Origin of the sequence: Nocardioides zeae (assembly GCF_010686755.1) — a bacterium.
Taxonomy (GTDB): domain Bacteria; phylum Actinomycetota; class Actinomycetes; order Propionibacteriales; family Nocardioidaceae; genus Nocardioides; species Nocardioides zeae.
In genome coordinates this window covers 25535-45034 of the sequence record NZ_JAAGXA010000017.1, presented here as the reverse complement: position 1 = coordinate 45034, position 19500 = coordinate 25535, and the positions used below count along the sequence as shown (strand labels likewise).

At 73.5% G+C, this 19500-nt stretch carries 16 protein-coding genes; 15 read left to right on the top strand and 1 reads right to left on the bottom strand.

The features are described 5' to 3' along the window. Positions 1-322: 322 nt before the first annotated feature. The 7 genes from G3T38_RS18650 to G3T38_RS18620 are packed head-to-tail and all read left to right on the top strand — an operon-like array spanning position 323 to position 7869. Positions 323-1501 (top strand): acyl-CoA dehydrogenase family protein, encoded by a 1179-nt coding sequence (locus G3T38_RS18650; RefSeq protein ID WP_163774076.1) that lies wholly within the window; start codon positions 323-325, stop codon positions 1499-1501. Positions 1502-1515: 14 nt separating this feature from the next. Beyond that, positions 1516-2031: a MaoC family dehydratase gene (locus G3T38_RS18645; RefSeq protein WP_163774075.1), complete on the top strand. Its 516-nt coding sequence runs from the start codon at positions 1516-1518 to the stop codon at positions 2029-2031. Further along, positions 2028-2900, top strand: a complete 873-nt coding sequence (locus G3T38_RS18640; RefSeq protein ID WP_163774074.1) for an HpcH/HpaI aldolase/citrate lyase family protein — start codon at positions 2028-2030, stop codon at positions 2898-2900. Before G3T38_RS18645 ends, G3T38_RS18640 begins: the two co-directional genes overlap by 4 nt. Continuing rightward, positions 2897-4495, top strand: coding sequence for a carboxyl transferase domain-containing protein (locus tag G3T38_RS18635; protein WP_163774073.1), 1599 nt, complete (start codon positions 2897-2899; stop codon positions 4493-4495). Before G3T38_RS18640 ends, G3T38_RS18635 begins: the two co-directional genes overlap by 4 nt. Positions 4496-4500: 5 nt before the next feature. Next, entirely contained in the window at positions 4501-6399 is a 1899-nt protein-coding gene (locus G3T38_RS18630; protein WP_163774072.1) for an acetyl/propionyl/methylcrotonyl-CoA carboxylase subunit alpha, read from the top strand. Further along, the gene (locus G3T38_RS18625; RefSeq protein WP_163774071.1) at positions 6396-7184 is read left to right on the top strand and encodes an acyl-CoA thioesterase domain-containing protein; all 789 of its coding nucleotides are present in this window, start codon (positions 6396-6398) and stop codon (positions 7182-7184) included. Before G3T38_RS18630 ends, G3T38_RS18625 begins: the two co-directional genes overlap by 4 nt. Positions 7185-7188: 4 nt before the next feature. Further along, the gene (locus G3T38_RS18620; RefSeq protein ID WP_163774070.1) at positions 7189-7869 is read left to right on the top strand and encodes a histidine phosphatase family protein; all 681 of its coding nucleotides are present in this window, start codon (positions 7189-7191) and stop codon (positions 7867-7869) included. A gap of 178 nt (positions 7870-8047) precedes the next feature. Here the strand turns inward: G3T38_RS18620 and G3T38_RS18615 are convergent, their stop codons facing one another. Further along, positions 8048-9049 (bottom strand): LacI family DNA-binding transcriptional regulator, encoded by a 1002-nt coding sequence (locus G3T38_RS18615; RefSeq protein WP_163774069.1) that lies wholly within the window; start codon positions 9047-9049, stop codon positions 8048-8050. Positions 9050-9209: 160 nt separating this feature from the next. Between G3T38_RS18615 and G3T38_RS18610 the strand changes: the two genes are divergently transcribed. The 8 genes from G3T38_RS18610 to G3T38_RS18575 all read left to right on the top strand — a co-directional run bounded on the left by G3T38_RS18610 (position 9210) and on the right by G3T38_RS18575 (position 19500). After that, complete coding sequence (locus G3T38_RS18610) at positions 9210-10802, top strand: sugar ABC transporter ATP-binding protein (RefSeq protein WP_163774068.1); 1593 nt, start codon at positions 9210-9212, stop codon at positions 10800-10802. Next, complete coding sequence (locus G3T38_RS18605) at positions 10799-11857, top strand: ABC transporter permease subunit (RefSeq protein WP_163774067.1); 1059 nt, start codon at positions 10799-10801, stop codon at positions 11855-11857. Before G3T38_RS18610 ends, G3T38_RS18605 begins: the two co-directional genes overlap by 4 nt. Next, positions 11857-12942, top strand: a complete 1086-nt coding sequence (locus G3T38_RS18600; RefSeq protein WP_163774066.1) for an ABC transporter permease — start codon at positions 11857-11859, stop codon at positions 12940-12942. Before G3T38_RS18605 ends, G3T38_RS18600 begins: the two co-directional genes overlap by 1 nt. A 75-nt stretch (positions 12943-13017) precedes the next feature. Continuing rightward, positions 13018-14040, top strand: a complete 1023-nt coding sequence (rhaS, locus tag G3T38_RS18595) for a rhamnose ABC transporter substrate-binding protein (protein WP_163774065.1) — start codon at positions 13018-13020, stop codon at positions 14038-14040. A gap of 107 nt (positions 14041-14147) precedes the next feature. Next, positions 14148-14576, top strand: a complete 429-nt coding sequence (locus tag G3T38_RS18590; RefSeq protein WP_163774064.1) for an L-rhamnose mutarotase — start codon at positions 14148-14150, stop codon at positions 14574-14576. Then, positions 14573-15736, top strand: a complete 1164-nt coding sequence (gene rhaI / locus G3T38_RS18585; RefSeq protein ID WP_163774063.1) for an L-rhamnose isomerase — start codon at positions 14573-14575, stop codon at positions 15734-15736. The genes G3T38_RS18590 and rhaI overlap by 4 nt, the downstream gene beginning before the upstream one ends. 70 nt (positions 15737-15806) lie before the next feature. Further along, entirely contained in the window at positions 15807-17861 is a 2055-nt protein-coding gene (locus G3T38_RS18580) for a bifunctional aldolase/short-chain dehydrogenase (RefSeq protein WP_163774062.1), read from the top strand. A 100-nt stretch (positions 17862-17961) separates the two neighbouring features. Further along, positions 17962-19500 (top strand): rhamnulokinase, encoded by a 1539-nt coding sequence (locus G3T38_RS18575; protein ID WP_163774061.1) that lies wholly within the window; start codon positions 17962-17964, stop codon positions 19498-19500.

Here is a 19500-nt window from a genome sequence, read left to right as displayed (position 1 = left end):
CGCGACTGCGCGTCACGCGCGAGGCGGCCTGAGGCGTCCGGGTCGGCCTCGGCGCGGCTCGGGGTGGCTCGGCCCGGTCCCCGGGGTCGCGAAGTGTGCGGCTGGGACAGGTCTGGCCGAGCTGGCGACGCACCAACGTCCCATTTCGGGGCCGGGCGGGGCTGGCCGCCCGCCCCACCCCGCGGACGTCATGCGGCGCGGTGCCCCCGGCCGGCGGTTCGCATGACGTCCGCGAGGGGCGAGCCAGCCCCCTTGCCCCCGAGGTTAACGAACGCTAACCTCCGTGGTTAGCAACCGCTAACCACCGCAGGAGGGCCCGCCGATGTTCGAGCTGTCACGGGAGCACGAGGAGTTCCGCCGCTCCGTGCGCGAGTTCGCGGAGGCGGAGATCGCCCCGCACGCTGCGCGCTGGGACCGCGAGCACCACTTCCCGACCGACGTCGTGCACAAGATGGGCGACCTGGGGCTGTTCGGGCTGACGGCGCCGGAGGAGTACGGCGGCGCCGGCCTCGAGGGCTCCGACGGCGGGTTCACGTCCCTGTGCCTCGCGATCGAGGAGCTCGGCCGCGTCGACCAGTCGATGGGCATCACGCTGCAGGCCGGGGTCGGCCTCGGCATCAACCCGGTCCTCACCTACGGCACCGACGCGCAGAAGGAGCAGTGGCTCCCCGACCTCGTCGCCGGTCGCACCCTCGCGGGCTTCGGCCTCACCGAGCCGGGCGCCGGCTCGGACGCGGGCGCGACCGCCACCAAGGCCCGCCTCGACGGCGACGAGTGGGTGATCGACGGCGCGAAGCAGTTCATCACCAACTCCGGCTCCGCCATCACGAGCCTCGTCAACATCACGGCCCGCACCGGAACGCGGGAGAACGGCAGGCCGGAGATCAGCACCCTCATGGTGCCGGCCGGCACGCCCGGCTTCACCGCGGAGAAGGCCTACGACAAGCTCGGCTGGCACGCGTCCGACACCCACCCGTTGAGCTTCGAGGACTGCCGCGTCCCGGCGGAGAACCTCCTCGGCGAGCGCGGGCGGGGCTACGCGCAGTTCCTCGCCACCCTCGACGACGGCCGCGTCGCCATCTCCGCGCTCAGCGTCGGCTGCATGCAGGCGTGCCTCGACCTGTGCGTCGCCTACGCCGGCGAGCGCCAGACCTTCGGCGGCCCGATCGGGCGCAAGCAGGGCGTCGCCTTCCAGATCGCCGACCTCGAGGTGATGCTCCAGGCGGGCCGGATGCTCACCTACCGGGCGGCGGCGATGAAGGACGCGGGCGCGCCGTACCAGCAGTTCAAGCACGCCGCCTCCATCGCGAAGCTGCAGACCACGGAGGCCGCGGTGACGGCGACGCGGATCGCGACGCAGGTGTTCGGCGGCTACGGGTTCATGGAGGAGTACCCGGTGGCGCGGTTCTACCGCGACGCCAAGGTGCTCGAGATCGGCGAGGGCACCTCCGAGGTGCAGCGCATGCTCATCGCCCGCGGCCTCGGTCTCCCGGTCGAGTGAGCGGGGACGACGAGATGGGCGACGAGACGAGCAGCACGAAGCGGATCACCCAGCGCGGCCTGTGGTTCGAGGAGTTCGAGGTCGGCACGACCTACGAGCACCGCCCCGGCCGCACGGTCACCGAGGCCGACAACGTCTTCTTCACGACGCTGACGATGAACACGCAGCCGCTCCACCTCGACGCGGCGGAGAGCGAGCAGACGGGCCCGTTCCACGAGCGGCTCGTGAACTCGATGTTCACCCTGTCCACGCTCGTCGGGCTCTCCGTGGCCCAGCTGACGCAGGGCACGATCGTCGCGAACCTCGGGTTCACCGAGATCGCCTTCCCGGCGCCGGTGCGGCACGGGGACACCATCTACGCCGAGACCCTCGTCGTCGACAAGCGGCTCTCCTCGAGCCGACCGGGGGAGGGCGTCGTGACGCTCGCCCACACCGCCCGCAACCAGCGCGGCGAGGTCGTCGCGACGGCGACCCGCAAGACCCTCGTGCGGGTCCAGCCGCAGGACCCGGCACAGCAGGACCCGGCATGAGCGCCTGGCTGCCCGGCCCCGGCTGGCTGTTCTGCCCGGCCGACCGGCCGGAGCGCTACGTCAAGGCCCTCGACCGCGCCGACGTCGTCATCCTCGACCTCGAGGACGCCGTCGCCCGGCCGGCCAAGGCCGCCGCCCGCGACGCCGTCCGCCGCCTCGCGGAGACCGGCGGCCTCGACCTCGAGCGCACCGTGGTGCGGGTCAACGCGGCCGACGACGCCGAGGAGCACGCCCACGACGTGGCGCTGCTCGCCGCGGCGGGCGTACGGCGCGTCATGCTCGCCAAGGCCGAGGAGCCCGCCGCGGTCGCCGCCCTGGCGGCCGGGGGTGCGCACGAGGTGCTGCCCCTGCTGGAGACCCCGCGCGGCATCGAGGACGCGGGGTCGATCGCCGCCACGGACGGCGTCGTCGCCGTCATGTGGGGCGCCGACGACCTCGTCGCCGCGATGGGCGGCACGGGCAGCCGGCGGGCCGACGGGAGCTACCGCGACGTGGCGCGCTACGCCCGCGAGCGCACGCTGATCGCCGCCAAGGCCCACGGCCGGCTCGCGCTCGACGCCGTGCACATGGACATCGCCGACACCGACGGCCTCACCGCCGCCGCCGAGGACGCCGCCGCCGTGGGCTTCGACGCCACCGTCGCGATCCACCCGAGCCAGGTGGCCGTCGTCCGCGCGGCCTACGCGCCGAGCCCGGAGCGGCTCGCGTGGGCGGAGGGGTTGCTCGCGGCGTACCCCGACGGCCTGTCCGGCGCCGGCGGCGTCGGCACCTACGAGGGCCGGATGGTCGACGGCCCGATCTTCGCCCAGGCGCGCACCGTGCTACGCCGGGCGGCAGCGACGAGCCAGCAGAAGGGTGGAGAAGCATGAGCCTCCGGAAGGTGACCGCGGACCTGCGGTCGCGGATGGCGGCCCTGACCGCCGGCCGGGCGGGCGGCGGCGAGGCCGCGCGCCGCAAGCACACCGACCGCGGGAAGCTGCTGGTGCGCGACCGCGTCGACCGGCTGCTCGACCCGGGCAGCCCGTTCCTCGAGCTGGCGCCGCTGGCCGCGACGGGCATGTACGGCGCGCCCGACGCCGCCCCGGACGCCCCGGACGCGGTGCCCTCGGCGGGCGTCGTCGCCGGCGTCGGACTCGTGCACGGCCGCCCCGTCATGGTCGTCGCCAACGACGCCACGGTGAAGGGCGGCACCTACTACCCGATGACGGTCAAGAAGCACCTCCGGGCGCAGGCCGTCGCCGCCGAGCACCACCTGCCGTGCATCTACCTCGTCGACTCGGGCGGCGCCTTCCTGCCGATGCAGGACGAGGTCTTCCCCGACCGCGAGCACTTCGGCCGGATCTTCTTCAACCAGGCGCAGCTCTCGTCGCGCGGCATCCCGCAGCTCGCCGCCGTCATGGGCTCCTGCACCGCCGGTGGCGCCTACGTGCCGGCGATGAGCGACGAGACCGTCATCGTCCGCGAGCAGGGCACGATCTTCCTCGGCGGCCCGCCGCTGGTGAAGGCCGCGACGGGGGAGGTCGTCACCGCCGAGGAGCTGGGCGGCGGCGACGTCCACGCCCGCACCTCCGGCGTGGTCGACCACCTCGCCGACGACGACGACCACGCGCTGGCCATCCTGCGCTCCATCGTCGCCACGCTGCCGGCACCGCCCGCGCTGCCCCCGGTGGCGGAGGAGCCCGAGCCCCCGGCGTACCCCCTCGACTCCATCTACGACGTCGTCCCCTCCGACACCCGGCAGCCCTACGACGTGCGCGAGGTCATCCGCCGCGTCGTGGACTCCTCGCGGTTCCACGAGTTCAAGCAGCTGTACGGCGAGACGCTCGTCTGCGGCTTCGCGCGGGTCGAGGGGCACGAGGTCGGGATCGTCGCCAACAACGGCATCCTCTTCAGCTCGTCCGCGCTCAAGGGCGCCCACTTCATCGAGCTCTGCAACTCGCGGAAGATCCCGCTGCTGTTCCTCCAGAACATCACCGGGTTCATGGTCGGGCGGGAGTACGAGAACGGCGGCATCGCCCGCGACGGCGCCAAGCTGGTGACCGCCGTGGCGAGCAGCGTCGTGCCGAAGCTGACCGTCGTCATCGGCGGCTCCCACGGCGCGGGCAACTACGGCATGTGCGGGAGGGCCTACGACCCGCGGTTCCTGTGGATGTGGCCCAACGCGCGCATCTCGGTCATGGGCGGCGAACAGGCGGCCAGCGTGCTCTCCACGGTGCGTCGCGACGGCATCGAGGCGCGGGGCGGCGCGTGGAGCGCCGAGGAGGAGGAGGCGTTCAAGGCGCCGATCCGGGAGCAGTACGAGTCGCAGGGCTCGGCCTACTACTCCACCGCGCGGCTCTGGGACGACGGCGTCATCGACCCCGCCGACACCCGCCGCGTCGTCGGCATGGCCCTCGCGCTCGCCGCGCAGGGTGCCGCCGTCGAACCGATCCCCCAGCCCTCCTACGGCGTCTTCAGAATGTGAGTGCCATGAACCTCACCTCAGTCCTCGTGGCCAACCGCGGCGAGATCGCGCTGCGCGTCTTCCGCACCTGCCGCGACCTCGGCCTCCGCACGGTCGCGGTCGTCTCGCCCGCCGACGCAGGCGCGCCCCACGCCCGGGCGGCGGACGTCGCGGTGCCGGTGCCGAGCTACCTCGACGGCGACGCGATCGTCGCCGCCGCCCGCGCCGCGGGTGCCGACGCGATCCACCCCGGCTACGGCTTCCTGTCGGAGAACGCCGGCTTCGCCCGGACCGTGCAGGCCGCCGGCCTCACCTGGATCGGACCGTCGCCCGAGGTCATCGACCTCATGGGCCGCAAGGACCGGGCCCGGACGGCGGCCGAGGAGGCGGGCGTGCCGGTCGTGCCGTCGTACCCCCTCGACGCGGACCCCGCGACCCTCGACTACCCGGTGCTCGTCAAGGCCGCTGCGGGCGGTGGCGGCAAGGGCATGCGGGTGGTGCGCTCGGCCGGCGACCTGCCCGACGCCCTCGGCGCGGCGCGCCGGGAGGCGGTCGCGGCATTCGGCGACGACACGCTGATCGTGGAGAAGTACGTCGAGCGCGGACGCCACGTCGAGGTGCAGGTGCTCGGCGACCACCACGGCTCCGTCGTCCACCTCGGCGACCGCGACTGCTCCGCGCAGCGACGCCACCAGAAGGTGCTGGAGGAGGCGCCCGCACCGGCCCGCTCGGACGCGGAGGCCGCGCGGGCGGCGCAACGCTGCGACGACGCGGTGCGGCTGGCCGCGGCGGTCGGCTACGAGGGGGCCGGCACCGTCGAGTTCCTGCTCGACGTCGACTCCGGCAAGCACTACTTCCTCGAGATGAACACCCGCCTCCAGGTCGAGCACCCGGTGAGCGAGCTCGTCATGGGCACCGACCTCGTGCGCCTGCAGCTGCAGGTCGCGGGCCGGGCCGGTGACCCGCTGCGGCAGAACGACCTCGTGCCCCGCGGCCACGCCATCGAGGCGCGCGTCTACGCCGAGGACGCCTGGGGCGGCTTCCTGCCGCAGGCGGGCACGGCGTCGTACGTCGCGTGGCCGGCCCCGCGCGGCGGCGGGTCGCCGAGCGGCAGCGGTCCCGCGGGCGGCGTCGTGGTGCGCACCGACCACGCGCTGGAGTCGGGGCAGGTCGTCTCCACGTCCTACGACCCGATGCTGGGCAAGGTCATCGTGCACGCCCCGACCCGCGAGGCCGCGCGGGCGGCGCTCGTGCGGGCGCTCGACGAGACGGTCGTGCTGGGCGTCACCACCAACACCGGCTTCCTGCGGGCGCTGGTCGACAGCGACGCGTTCCGTGACGTCGGGCTCCCCGGCGGGCTCGACACCTCGTGGCTCGACCGCGCCGACATCGGCGGCGCCGACCTGCCCGCACCCGACGAGGCGGCGGCGCGCACGGCCGTGCTCGACCGCCTCGCGGCGGAGGACCGGGCCCGCACGCGCGGCCCGTTCGCGCTCGACGGGTGGCGGTCGGCGGCCGAGCCCGCGCCGTACGTGGTGCCGTGGTTGGAGGCCCCGTCCGACGGCTCGGGGCACGCGACCGGGGGGACGCGCGTGGCCGCGCTGCGGCGTACCGGCCACGCGGTCGAGGCCGTCGTCGACGGCCAGCAGTGGCGCTTCGCGGAGCCCGACCCGTTCACCGCCTCGGCCGCGGCGGCCGGTGACGGCGCGCTCGTCGCGCCCATGCCGGGCACGGTCACCGGCGTCGTGGTGGAGGTCGGCGACGCGGTCGCCGAGGGGTCCGTCGTCGTCACGATGGAGGCCATGAAGATGGAGCTCGCGCTGCGGGCGCCGTTCGACGGCACCGTCACCTCGCTCGCCGTCGCCGTCGGGGACTCCGTCGCGCTCGGCGCGCTGCTCGCGGAGGTGGAGGCGAGCGCGTCGTGAGCGCGGCCTACTTCCGGCGCACCGGCGAGCGGACCTACCGCGCCACCGAGCAAACCGGCGGCGCGTGGGACACCGCGACGCAGCACGTCGCACCCGCGCTCGGGCTGCTCGTGCACGCCGTCGAGCAGGACCGGGACGCCCGGCGGTCCGACGGCCTGCGGGTCGCGCGGACGTCGTTCGACATCCTCGGCACGATGCCGGTCGCCGAGGTCGAGGTGACCGTGCGGGTGCTGCGGCCCGGCCGGACGATCGAGCTCGTCGAGGCGACGCTCGCCCACGGCGGTCGCCCGGCGGTGGTGCTGAGGGCGTGGCTGCTCGAACCGCGCGCGACCGCCGGGATCGCCGGCACGGACCTCGCCCCGTTGCCGCCCCCGGCGGCGATGGAGCCGTGGGACCCGACCACGGTGTGGCCGGGCGGGTTCATCGCGTCGGTGGAGGTACGCCGCGCAGCCGTCGCACCCGGCCGGGGAGCCTTCTGGGTGCGGACGCCCGTGGCGCTCGTCGACGGCGAGGCGGCCTCGCCGGTCGCGCGGGCAGCCGGGCTGTGGGACATCAGCAACGGCATGGTCGCGCGGGCCGACCCGACGACGGTCGTGTTCCCCAACGTGGACCTGACGGCACACGTGACCCGCGAGCCGGTGCTCGCGGACGGTTGGGTCGGGTTCGACACGACGCAGACCTACGGCGCGGACGGCCTCGGGCTGACCAGCAGCGTGCTGCACGACGCGGCGGGACCGCTCGGCACGAGCGCGCAGGTGCTGACGGTGCGCCCTTCCGTAGGCTGAGCGGGTGCGCCTCCTCCTGCTCCGCCACGGCCAGACGCCCGCCAACGTCGCGGGCCAGCTCGACACCGCGGCCCCCGGCCTGCCCCTGACGGAGCTCGGTCGACGCCAAGCGGCGGCGCTCGTGCCCGCGCTGGCGGACGAGCCGGTCGTCGGGGTCTACGCCTCGGACCGCACCCGCGCGCAGGAGACGGCCGCGCCGCTGGCCGCCGACCGGGGGCTCGAGGTCGTCGTGCTGCCGGGGCTCGGCGAGATCGCCGCGGGCGACCACGAGATGGGCAGCGGCCGCGAGGCCATCAAGGCGTACCTGACCTGCATCGGCGGCTGGATGCGCGGCGACCTGTCCGGCGCGATGCCGGGCGGGGAGGACGGGGCGGCGTTCCACGCCCGCTTCGACGGCGCCGTCCGGGAGATCGTCGCCCGCCACGAGCCGGACGACACCGTGCTCGCCGTCGCCCACGGCGCGGCGATCCGCGCGTGGATCGCGACGCTGCTGGGTGGGGTCGCCGACGACCACGCCCTCTTCGGCGGCATCCAGAACACCGGCGGCGCGTGGCTCGAGGGCGACGGCGACCACTGGGAGCTCGTGCGGTGGTCGGAGGAGCCCGTCGGCGGCGAGCAGCTCGAGGACCACACCGCCCACGACGTCACCGGCGAGCGCGCCGAGGAGGCGTTGGGCGAGGCCTGAACCTCGCTCGCCCCGCTCCCGCGGCCACCGCGGGACGTCATGCGGTGCGGTGCCCCCGGCGACCGGAGTGCATGACGTCCTGGAGGTCGGGGTCGGGCCACCGCGGGACGTCATGCGGCGCGGTGGCTCCGGCGACCGGAGCGCATGACGTCCGGAGGTCTGTCGAGGCCGCGGCGCCTCACGCCACCGTCGAGCGCCGTACGACGAGCTCCGGCGACAGCACGATGTGCTCGACCTTCGCGTGCGGGTCCTCGATGACCTCGAGCAGGCGTCCGGTGGCGGCGGCGCCCATCTCGACGGCGGGCTGGCGCACCGAGGTGAGCGGGATGGCGGCCGCGGCGGCGAACTCGTTGTCGTCGTAGCCGACGATGGCGATGTCGTCCGGCACCCGCACCCCGGCGAGCGTCAGCGTCTGCAGCACGCCGAGGGCGACGAGGTCGTTGGCCGCGAAGATCGCGTCGGGGCGCCGCCCGGGAGGCAGGTCGAGCAGCGCCGCTGCCCCGACCCGGCCCGCCTCGACGTCGAGGGTGGGGGAGTCGACGTGCCAGACCTCGCCGCTCCCGTGCTGCTCGACGGCCCGGCGGGCGGCCCCGAGGCGGTGCTTGATCTGGGTGAGGCGCTCGGGCCCGCCGAGGAACGCGATGCGGCGACGTCCGACGTCGAGCAGGTGCTGGGTGGCGAGGGTGCCGCCGAGGGTGTCGTCGACGGACACCGACGAGAACTCGCGGGCGCCGGTCTTGCGGTCGACCACGACGATCGCCGTACCGCGGTCGCGGAGGCGGCGCAGCCGGTCGAGCACCTGGCCGACCGGGGTCACCAGCACGCCGGAGAGGCGCTGCTCGGCGAAGAGGTCGAGGTAGGCCTTCTCCCGCTCGTGGTCCTGGCCGCTGTGGGCCATGACGAGCGGCCGACCGACGCCGGAGAGCCGTTCCTCGACGCCGCGGGCGACCGCGGTGAAGAACGGGTTCGCGATGTCGAGCACGATCATCCCGATGGAGTCGTTGGTGCCCCGGCGGAGCTGGCGGGCGGCGATGTTGGGCACGAACCCGAGCTCGGCGATCGCCTGCTGCACCCGCTCGCGGGTCGCCGGTGACACCTTCTCGGGGTGGTTCAGCGCGTTGGACACGGTGCCGGACGAGACGCCCGCGAGTCGTGCCACGTCCCGCACCTGCGCCTGCATGAGGCGGACGCTAACACGCGGCGACGGTCGATTGACACGATTCAATCGGGCCGTTGACAAGCGCTCGTGGGCGGGCGTACCGTCCGTGACGCCACTCACATTGAAACGATTCAATCGGTTCAGCGCCCGAGCGGCACCACCTGAGGAGGAAGCAGGTCCGATGACCCCGAGCCCGACCACGGCCCCGGCGAACCCGGGCGGCGACGCGCGCCCCGTGCTCGAGATGGCCGACGTGCGCAAGTCGTTCGGCCCCGTCGCCGCGCTGCGCTCCGGCACGCTCACCGTGCGTCCCGGGTCGATCCACGCCCTCGTCGGCGAGAACGGCGCCGGCAAGTCGACCCTGGTGAAGATCGTCGCCGGCGTGCACCGCCGCGACGGCGGCACCCTGCGGTTCGAGGGCGACGACGTCGACTTCGCCTCGACGGCCGACTCCAAGGCCGCGGGCATCGCGGTGATCTACCAGGAGCCCACGCTCTTCCCCGACCTCTCGGTCACCGAGAACATCTTCATGGGCCGTCAGCCCCTCGGCCGTGGCCGGCGCATCGACCGGGCCGCGATGCTCGCCGAGACCCGGGCGATCTTCGCGCGGCTCGGCGTCGACATCGACCCGCGGCGCCCCGCGCTGGGCCTCTCCATCGCCGACCAGCAGATCATCGAGATCGCGAAGGCCATCTCGCTCGACGCGCGGCTGCTCATCATGGACGAGCCGACCGCCGCGCTCTCGGGCGTCGAGGTCGAGCGGCTCTTCGCGGTGGCCCGGAGCCTGCGCGACGAGGGTCGCGGCCTCGTCTTCATCTCCCACCGCTTCGAGGAGGTCTTCGCCCTCTGCGACGAGGTGACGGTGATGCGGGACGGCGAGTACGTCGCGACCACCGCCATCGCCTCCACCACGCCCGACGCGATCGTCGAGATGATGGTGGGCCGCGAGGTCGGCGAGCTCTTCCCGAAGCAGCCCGCCACCATCGGCGAGGTCGTGCTCAAGGTCGAGGGCCTCTCCTCCGCGGGCACGTTCCGCGGCATCGACCTCGAGGTGCGCGCCGGCGAGATCGTCGGCCTGGCCGGCCTCGTGGGGGCCGGGCGCAGCGAGATCGCCCGCGCCGTCTTCGGCGTGGACCGGTACGACGCGGGCCGCGTCACCATGCACGGCAAGCCCGTCCCGGCGCGGCGCCCCCGTGCGGCCATCGCCGCCGGCATGGCGTTCGTGCCGGAGGACCGCCGCAAGCAGGGCCTCGTCGTCGACAACTCGGTGGCCCACAACGTCGCGGCCGTCATCCGCACCCGGCTCGACAGGCTGGGGTTCCTCACCAACCGCGCCGAGAACCGCGCGAGCGCCCCGTGGGCCGGCCGCCTCGAGGTGAAGACCAACGCCCTCGACATGCCGGCGACCACGATGAGCGGCGGCAACCAGCAGAAGGTCGTCATCGCCAAGTGGCTGGCGACCGAGCCGACCCTGCTCATCATCGACGAGCCCACCCGCGGCATCGACGTGGGCACGAAGTCCGAGGTGCACCGCCTGCTCTCCGACCTGGCCGGCCAGGGCCTCGCGATCCTCATGATCTCCTCCGAGCTGCCCGAGGTGCTGGGCATGGCCGACCGCGTGCTGGTCGTGCGCGAGGGCGAGATCACCGCCGAGCTCAGCCGGTCCGAGGCGACGCCGGAGGCGGTCATGAAGGCCGCCACCGCGGGCCACGAGTCGACCGGCGAGCTCGCCCCCGTCCTGCCCGACGCCCTCATGAAGGAGGTCAGCGCGTGAGCGCCACCCTCGCCCCGCCGTCCACGGGCGGCGCCCCGAGCGGCTCCGGAGCGTCCGGCGGGCGCGTGCGCGCCGCGCTCGGCCACGCGCTCCGCTCCCGCGAGATCGCCGTCGCGGTCGTGCTCCTGCTCGTCGTCGCGGCCGCGACGGCGCGCAACGACAGCTTCCTCCTCTCCGGCGACGGCTGGCGCGACCTGCTGCTGACGCCGTCGATCCTGCTGCTCCTCGCCGCGGGCCAGATGCTCGTCATCGTCACCCGCAGCGTCGACCTGTCGGTCGGCTCGACGATGGCCCTGACGGCCTACCTGACGGGCCGGCTGTTCATCGACCAGCCGGGCCTGCCGATCCCCGTCGTCGTGCTCGCCGGCGTGGCGATGGGCGCCCTGCTCGGCGTGGTCAACGGCGTGCTGGTGGCCTACGCCGGCGTGCCCGCGCTCGTCATCACGCTCGGCACGATGTACGTCTACCGCGGCGCCATGCTCAGCTGGGCCGGCAGCGACCGGATCACGGCCGACCAGATGCCCAAGGACTTCCTCTCGCTGGGCACGAGCTCGCTCCTCGGCATCCCGGTGCTGACCATCGTGGCCCTGCTCGTCGTCGCGGCGGTGGGCTACTACCTGCACACCGCGCGCTCGGGCCGGGAGCTCTACGCGATCGGGTCCGACCCGGACGCCGCGCGGCTCTACGGCCTCAAGGTCCCCACCCGGGTGCTCACCGCCTTCGTGCTCTGCGGCGCGCTCGCCGGGCTGGCCGGCGTGCTCCACGCCGCCCGCTACGGCTCCGTCTCCTCCTCGGTCGGCAACGGCATCGAGCTGCAGGCGGTCGGCGCCGCGGTCATCGGCGGCGTCGCGATCTTCGGTGGCAGCGGCACGGTGTGGGGCGCCGCCATCGGCGCCGTGCTCCTCGTGACCATCAACCGGGCGCTGCCCATCCTCGGCATCCCGGAGTTCTGGCAGCGCGCCGTCGTCGGTGCGCTCATCCTCGGCGCCGTCGTGCTCGACCGCCTCCTCGCGGCCCGACGCGCCCGCCGCCTCGACGAAGAGAGGGAGGACTGATGTCCGCCTCCACCCCCACCCGCGGCACCGCTCCCGTGGGGCTCAGCAAGGGCGAGGCGCGCACCTACGCGTCGTACGCCCGCCCCGCGTGGCAGCGCTGGCTGCTGACGCGCGAGACGGCCGTCATCCTGCTCCTCGTCGTCGTGTTCACGTGGGCGACCTCGTCGGTGCCAAACTTCGACGGCCCGCTGACGCTCTACTACCTGTTCCTCGACCTCATGCCGATCCTGCTGATCGCGCTGCCGATGACGCTCGTCATCATCACCGGCGAGATCGACCTGTCGGTCGCCAGCACCGTCGTGCTCACCAGCGCGGTCACCGGCCTGCTGACGATCGACGCGGGCTGGGGCTTCGGCCAGGCGGCGCTCGTCGCCGTCGCGGTCGGCGCCCTGTGCGGCCTCTTCAACGGGTTCCTCGTGGGGTACGTCGGGCTCCCGTCCCTCGCCGTCACCATCGGCACGCTGGCGCTCTACCGCGGCATCGCGGTGGGCCTCCTCGGCACCGAGGCGAAGACCGGGTTCCCCGAGGCGTGGACCGACCGGGTCAAGGAGCGGATCGGGGAGACCAGCTACCCGCAGGTGCTCGTGGTCTTCGGCGTGCTCGCCGTCGTCTTCGTCCTGCTGCTCCACTTCTCCGGCTTCGGTCGCGGGGTCTACGAGATCGGCCTCAACGACGAGGCCGCCCGCTTCTCGGGCGTCGACGTCGCCCGCACCAAGCTGCTGCTCTTCGTGCTCGCCGGCGCGGTCTCGGGCCTGGCGGGCGTCTACTACACGCTCCGCTACGACCTGGCCCGCGGCGACGCGGCCAACGGCCTCGAGCTGCAGGTCATCGCGGCCGTGCTCCTCGGCGGCGTGTCGATCTTCGGCGGCCGCGGCGCCCTCCACGGCGTCGTCGCCGGCGTGCTCCTCATCGGTGTCATCTCCAGCGCGATGCGACTGCAGGGTGAGACCGAGAACGTCACCACCATCGTGATCGGCCTGCTGCTGATCGCCTCCGTGGTGGCCCCCAGCTTCCTCTCGTGGGTCTCGGGGCGCCTGCCCGCCGGAGTGAAGGGCGCGCTGTCGCGCCGCCCGCGTCGGACCTGACGCACCTCCCGTTCCACCTGTTCCTCCAGCAGCACCACTCGATCCCGGGCACCGCCCCGACCGAAAGGCAGAACGATGAAGTTCAACTCCCGGCGCGCGACCGCGCTCGTCGCCCTCACCCTCGCCGCGAGCACGGCCCTCACCGCCTGCGGTGGCGGCGACGGCGACGGCGGCAGCGGCGACTCGGCCGAGACCATCACCTTCCTGCCGAAGAACCTCGGCAACCCCTACTTCGACGCCTCCAGCACCGGTGGCGAGGACGCGGTCAAGGCCTTCGGTGGCACGTTCGAGGAGGTCGGCCCCACCAACGCGACCCCCGACGCGCAGGTCCCGTTCATCAACACCGCCGCCCAGCAGGGCGTCGGCGCCCTCGTGATCTCGGCCAACGACCCGACCGCCCTGGGCGACGCGCTCGAGGAGGCCCGCGACGCCGGCGTCAAGGTCGTCACCTTCGACTCCGACGTGGACGCCGAGTACCGCGACCTCTTCGTCAACCAGGCCACCGCCGAGGGCATCGCCGAGGCGCAGGTCGACCTGGTCGCCGAGCAGATCGGTGGCGAGGGCGAGGTGGCGATCCTGTCCGCCGCCGCCAACGCGACCAACCAGAACGCCTGGATCGACCTCATGGAGGAGTACGCCGCCTCGGAGTACCCCGACATCGACATCGTCGAGACCGTCTACGGCGACGACGACGACCAGACCTCGTTCGACAAGACGGCGGCGCTGCTGCAGTCGCACCCCGACCTCAAGGGCATCATCAGCCCGACCACGGTCGGCATCGCCGCCGCGGCGCGCTACCTCTCGACGTCGCAGTACAAGGGCCAGGTCGCGCTGACCGGTCTCGGCACGCCCAACCAGATGCGCGAGTACCTCGAGGACGGCACCGTCACCGCGTTCGCGCTGTGGAACCCGGAGGAGCTCGGCTACCTGGCCGCGTACGCCGCCCACGCGCTGGTCGAGGGCGACATCACCGGCGAGGAGGGCGACACCTTCGAGGCGGGCGACCTCGGTGAGTACACCGTGGGCGCGAACGGCGAGGTCGTCCTCGGCGAGCCGACCGTCTTCACGGTCGACAACGTCGGCGACTTCGACTTCTGATCCACCGCTCCGTGGGACCGGCACCCCCCCGGGTGGCGCCGGTCCCACGGGGACTCGCACGCCGTCAGTTTGAAACGATTCAATCGCACTGTCCCGAGGAGGGATCCATGGAGCGCGTCTGCTTCCAGCTGCAGGTCCGGCCGGACCGCCTGGAGGAGTACGCCGAGCGGCACGCCGCCGTCTGGCCCGCCATGCTCGAGGCGCTGCGTGACGCCGGATGGCGCAACTACTCGTTGTTCCTCCGGCCCGACGGCCTCCTCATCGGGTACGTCGAGGTCGCCGGCACCCTCGCCGAGGCGCAGGCAGCGATGGCGGCCACCGACGTGAACGCCCGCTGGCAGGCCGAGATGGGCGCCTTCTTCGTCGACCTCGAGGGCGCCGCCCCCGACACCGGGTTCGTGCGGCTGGACGAGGTCTTCCACCTCGAGGACCAGCTCGCCGCCGCCGACCTGCCCACCCGCACCCCCACCCCCGCCGGCACCCCCGCCGCACCGACCGACCCCACCACCCGCCGTACCGAGGGAGAGCCCGCATGACCAGCTTCGCCGACATCACGCCCACGCTGGAGCGTCTGGCGATCGAGGTCCCGTCCTGGGCCTACGGCAACTCGGGCACCCGCTTCAAGGTCTTCGGCACGCCCGGCACGCCCCGCTCGGTGGAGGAGAAGATCGCCGACGCCGCGACGGTGAACCGCTTCACCGGCCTCGCCCCGGCCGTCGCGCTCCACATCCCGTGGGACCTCGTGGACGACTGGGCGGCGCTGCGCCGCTACGCCGAGGACCAGGGCATCGCGCTCGGGACGATCAACTCCAACACGTTCCAGGACGACGACTACAAGCTCGGCGCCCTGACGCACACCGACCCGAAGATCCGCCAGAAGGCGATCGACCACCACTTCGAGTGCATCGACGTCATGGACGCGACCGGCTCGCGCGACCTCAAGATCTGGCTGGCCGAGGGGTCGAACTACCCGGGGCAGGCCGACATGCGCGGCCGCCAGGACCGCCTCTCCGAGTCGCTCGCCGCGATCTACGAGCGGCTGGGCGAGACGCAGCGCCTCGTGCTCGAGTACAAGTTCTTCGAGCCGGCCTTCTACCACACGGACGTGCCGGACTGGGGCACGTCGTACGTGCAGGTGAGCGCCCTCGGCGACCGCGCGAAGGTCTGCCTCGACACCGGCCACCACGCGCCGGGCACCAACATCGAGTTCATCGTGGCGCAGCTCCTGCGGCTGGGGAAGCTCGGCTCGTTCGACTTCAACTCGCGGTTCTACGCCGACGACGACCTCATCGTGGGCGCGGCCGACCCGTTCCAGCTCTTCCGCATCATGGTCGAGGTGATCCGCGGCGGCGGGCTCGACGAGGACTCCGAGGTCGCGCTGATGCTCGACCAGTGCCACAACATCGAGAAGAAGATCCCGGGCCAGATCCGCTCCGTGCTCAACGTGCAGGAGATGACCGCTCGCGCGCTGCTGCTCGACCGCGAGGCGCTCACCGGCGCCCAGGAGGCCGGCGAGGTGCTCGACGCGCACGAGATCTTCATGGACGCGTTCTCCACCGACGTCCGCGCCGACCTCGCCGCCTGGCGCGAGTCCCGCGGCCTGCCCGCCCACCCCGCCAAGGCGTACGCCGCGAGCGGGCACCAGGAGGGCCTCGAGGCCGCCCGCGTCGGCGGCACGCAGGTCGGCTGGAGCTGAGCCCGGCCGCGCGACCCGCCCCCCGTCGTACCGATCCCGCCCGCCCTCACACCCAGAGGAACCACCCGAGATGACTGATCTCACCGTCCCGCAGCAGCTGATCGCCCGGTCCAACCGGCTGGGCTCCGACCCGAAGAACACCAACTACGCCGGCGGCAACACGTCCGCGAAGGGCACCGAGACCGACCCGGTGACGGGCCAGCCCGTCGAGCTCGTGTGGGTCAAGGGCTCGGGCGGCGACCTCGGCACCCTGAAGGAGTCGGGTCTCGCGGTGCTGCGGCTCGACCGGATGCGCGCGCTCGTCGACGTCTACCCGGGCATCGACCGCGAGGACGAGATGGTCGCGGCGTTCGACTACTGCCTCCACGGCAAGGGCGGTGCGGCGCCGTCGATCGACACCGCCATGCACGGCCTCGTGGACGCGGCGCACGTCGACCACCTGCACCCCGACTCGGGCATCGCGATCGCGACCGCGGCCGACGGGCCCTCGCTGACGCAGCAGGTCTTCGGCGACAAGGTCGTGTGGGTGCCGTGGCGCCGTCCCGGCTTCCAGCTCGGCCTCGACATCGCCGAGATCAAGGAGAAGAACCCGCAGGCGGTCGGCTGCATCCTCGGCGGCCACGGCATCACCGCGTGGGGCGACACGTCGGAGGAGGCGGAGACCAACAGCCTCTGGATCATCGACACGGCTGCGGCGTACATCGCGGAGCACAGCAAGGCGGAGCCCTTCGGTGCCCCGCTCGAGGGGTACGGCGCGCTGCCCGAGGCCGAGCGCCGGGCGAAGGCCGCCGCCCTGGCCGGCACCATCCGCGGCATCGCGTCGAAGGACGCGGCCGCGGCCGGGCGCTCGATGGTCGGCCACTTCACCGACTCGTCGGTCGTGCTCGACTTCCTGGCCGCCGCCGAGCACCCGCGGCTGGCCGCGCTGGGCACCTCGTGCCCCGACCACTTCCTGCGCACCAAGGTGAAGCCGCTCGTGCTCGACCTGCCGGCGTCGGCCTCGGTGGAGGACTCGATCGCGCGGCTCAAGGAGCTGCACGAGGAGTACCGCGCCGACTACCAGGGCTACTACGACCGCAACGCGACGCCCGACAGCCCGGCCATCCGTGGCGCCGACCCGCTGATCGTGCTCGTGCCCGGCGTCGGGATGTTCTCCTACGGCAAGGACAAGCAGACCGCGCGCGTCGCAGGCGAGTTCTACGTCAACGCCATCAACGTGATGCGCGGCGCCGAGGGGCTGTCGACCTACGCGCCGATCGACGAGGCGGAGAAGTTCCGCATCGAGTACTGGGCGCTCGAGGAGGCGAAGCTCCAGCGCATGCCGCAGCCGAAGCCCCTCGCGGGTCGGATCGCGCTCGTCACCGGCGCCGCCGGCGGCATCGGCAAGGCCACCGCGAAGAAGCTGGCCGGGGAGGGCGCGGTCGTCGTCGTGGCCGACCTCAGCCTCGAGAAGGCAGAGGCCGCGGCCGCGGAGATCGGTGGCGCCGACGTGGCGATCGGCGTCGCGGCGGACGTGTCCGACGAGGCGGCCGTGCAGGCGGCCGTGGATGCGACGGTGCTGGCCTTCGGCGGCGTCGACCTCGTCGTCAACAACGCCGGGCTGTCGCTGTCCAAGGCGCTGCTCGACACCACGGGCGAGGACTTCGACCTCCAGCACCGCGTGATGGCGAAGGGCTCGTTCCTCGTCGCCAAGGCGACCGCGAGGGTGATGATCGACCAGGAGCTGGGCGGCGACATCATCTACATCTCGTCGAAGAACTCCGTGTTCGCGGGGCCGAACAACATCGCGTACTCCGCGACGAAGGCCAACCAGGCGCACCAGGTGCGGCTGCTCGCCGCGGAGCTGGGCGCCCACGGGATCAAGGTCAACGGCGTCAACCCCGACGGCGTCGTGCAGGGCTCCGGGATCTTCGCCTCGGGCTGGGGGGCCAACCGCGCCGCGGTCTACGGCGTGGAGGAGAAGGACCTCGGCAAGTTCTACGCGCAGCGCACCATCCTCAAGAAGGAGGTGCTGCCGGAGCACATCGCCAACGCGGTCTTCGTGCTCTGCGGCCCCGAGATGACCCACACCACCGGCCTCCACGTCCCCGTCGACGCCGGCGTCGCGGCGGCCTTCCTGCGCTGACCCTCCGCCGAGTTGTCACGTACGTCGCGTCGGACGCTGCGTACGTGACAACTCGACGCGCAACACCCCGCACCTGAGAGCCCCCGAGAGAGAAGGAACGATGACGGACCTGCCCCAGCCGCGCCCGGGTGACCTGCGGGTCGCGGCCGTCGACCTCGGCGCCACGAGCGGCCGGGTCATGGTGGCCGTCGTCGGTCCGGGACGCCTCGACCTCGCCGAGGTGCACCGCTTCCCCAACGGGGGCGTGACGGCGGGCGGCTCGCTCTTCTGGGACGTCCTCGGCATCCACCGGGAGGTGCTCGCCGGGCTCCGCACGATCGCGGCGACCGGCCCCCTCGACGGCATCGGCATCGACTCCTGGGCGGTCGACCACGGGCTGCTCGACCGCGACGGCGTGCTCCTCGGCAACCCCTACAGCCACCGTGACGGCCGCACCCGCGGCGTACCGGAGCAGGTCTGGCAGACCGTCCCCGCCGCGGAGCTCTTCGCCCGCACGGGCCTGCAGCACCTGCCGTTCACCACGATCTACCAGCTCGCCGCAGCCCGCGGTACGGCGGCGCTCGAGTCGGCGCAGACCCTCCTGCTGCTGCCCGACCTGCTCGGCTACTGGCTCACCGGGGAGATCGGCGCCGAGCGCACGAACGCCTCCACGACGGGCCTGTACGACGCGACCACCGGCACGTGGGCCGTCGACCTGGCCGCGCGGCTCGGGCTCCCGTGGAGCATCCTCCCGCCGCTCCGCGACGCGGGCGACCGGGTCGGCGCCCTCCTGCCGGACGTCGCCGAGGTGCTCGGGCGCACCCCGGACGACGCGCCCGTCCCGGTCGTGGCGGTCGGGTCGCACGACACCGCCTCCGCGGTCGTCGGGGTGCCCGCTGCCGGGCCGGGGGAGGAGGGCGAGCGCTTCGCCTACATCTCGTCGGGCACCTGGTCGCTGGTCGGCCTCGAGCTCGACGCGCCGGTGCTGACCGAGGCGGCGCGGGCCGCGAACTTCACCAACGAGGCGGGCATCGACGGCACCGTCCGCTACCTGAAGAACGTCATGGGTCTCTGGGTGCTGTCGCAGTCGGTCCAGACCTGGGAGCGCGACGGGACCCGCGTCGACCTGCCCGCCCTCCTCGCCGAGGCCGCGGCGCTGCCGGCGTTGCGCACCGTCGTCGACATCGACGACGCGAGCCTGCTGCCGCCCGGCGACATGCCGGCGAGGATCCGTGCGCTCGCCGCGGCCGCGGGCGAGCCCGAGCCGCGCACGCCCGCCGAGGTCGCGCGCACCATCGTGGACTCGCTCGCTGTCGCCTACCGGCGCCACCTCCGCGCTGCGGCCGCCACCGCGGACCACCCGTTCGACGTCGTCCACGTCGTCGGCGGCGGCGCCCACAACACGCTCCTGTGCCAGCTGACGGCCGACGCCCTCGGCGTCCCTGTGCTCGCCGGACCCGGCGAGGCCGCGGCCCTCGGCAACGTGCTCGTGCAGGCGCGCACGCTCGGCGCGGACCTGCCCGACCTGGCGGCCATGCGGGCCCTGCTCCGCGCGACGCACGACCTGCGGCGCCACGAGCCGCGCACCGGTGCGGACGCCCTCGACTGGGACGACGCCGAGCGGCGCGTCCGACCTGGACGGCCGACGACCGTCGGCTGA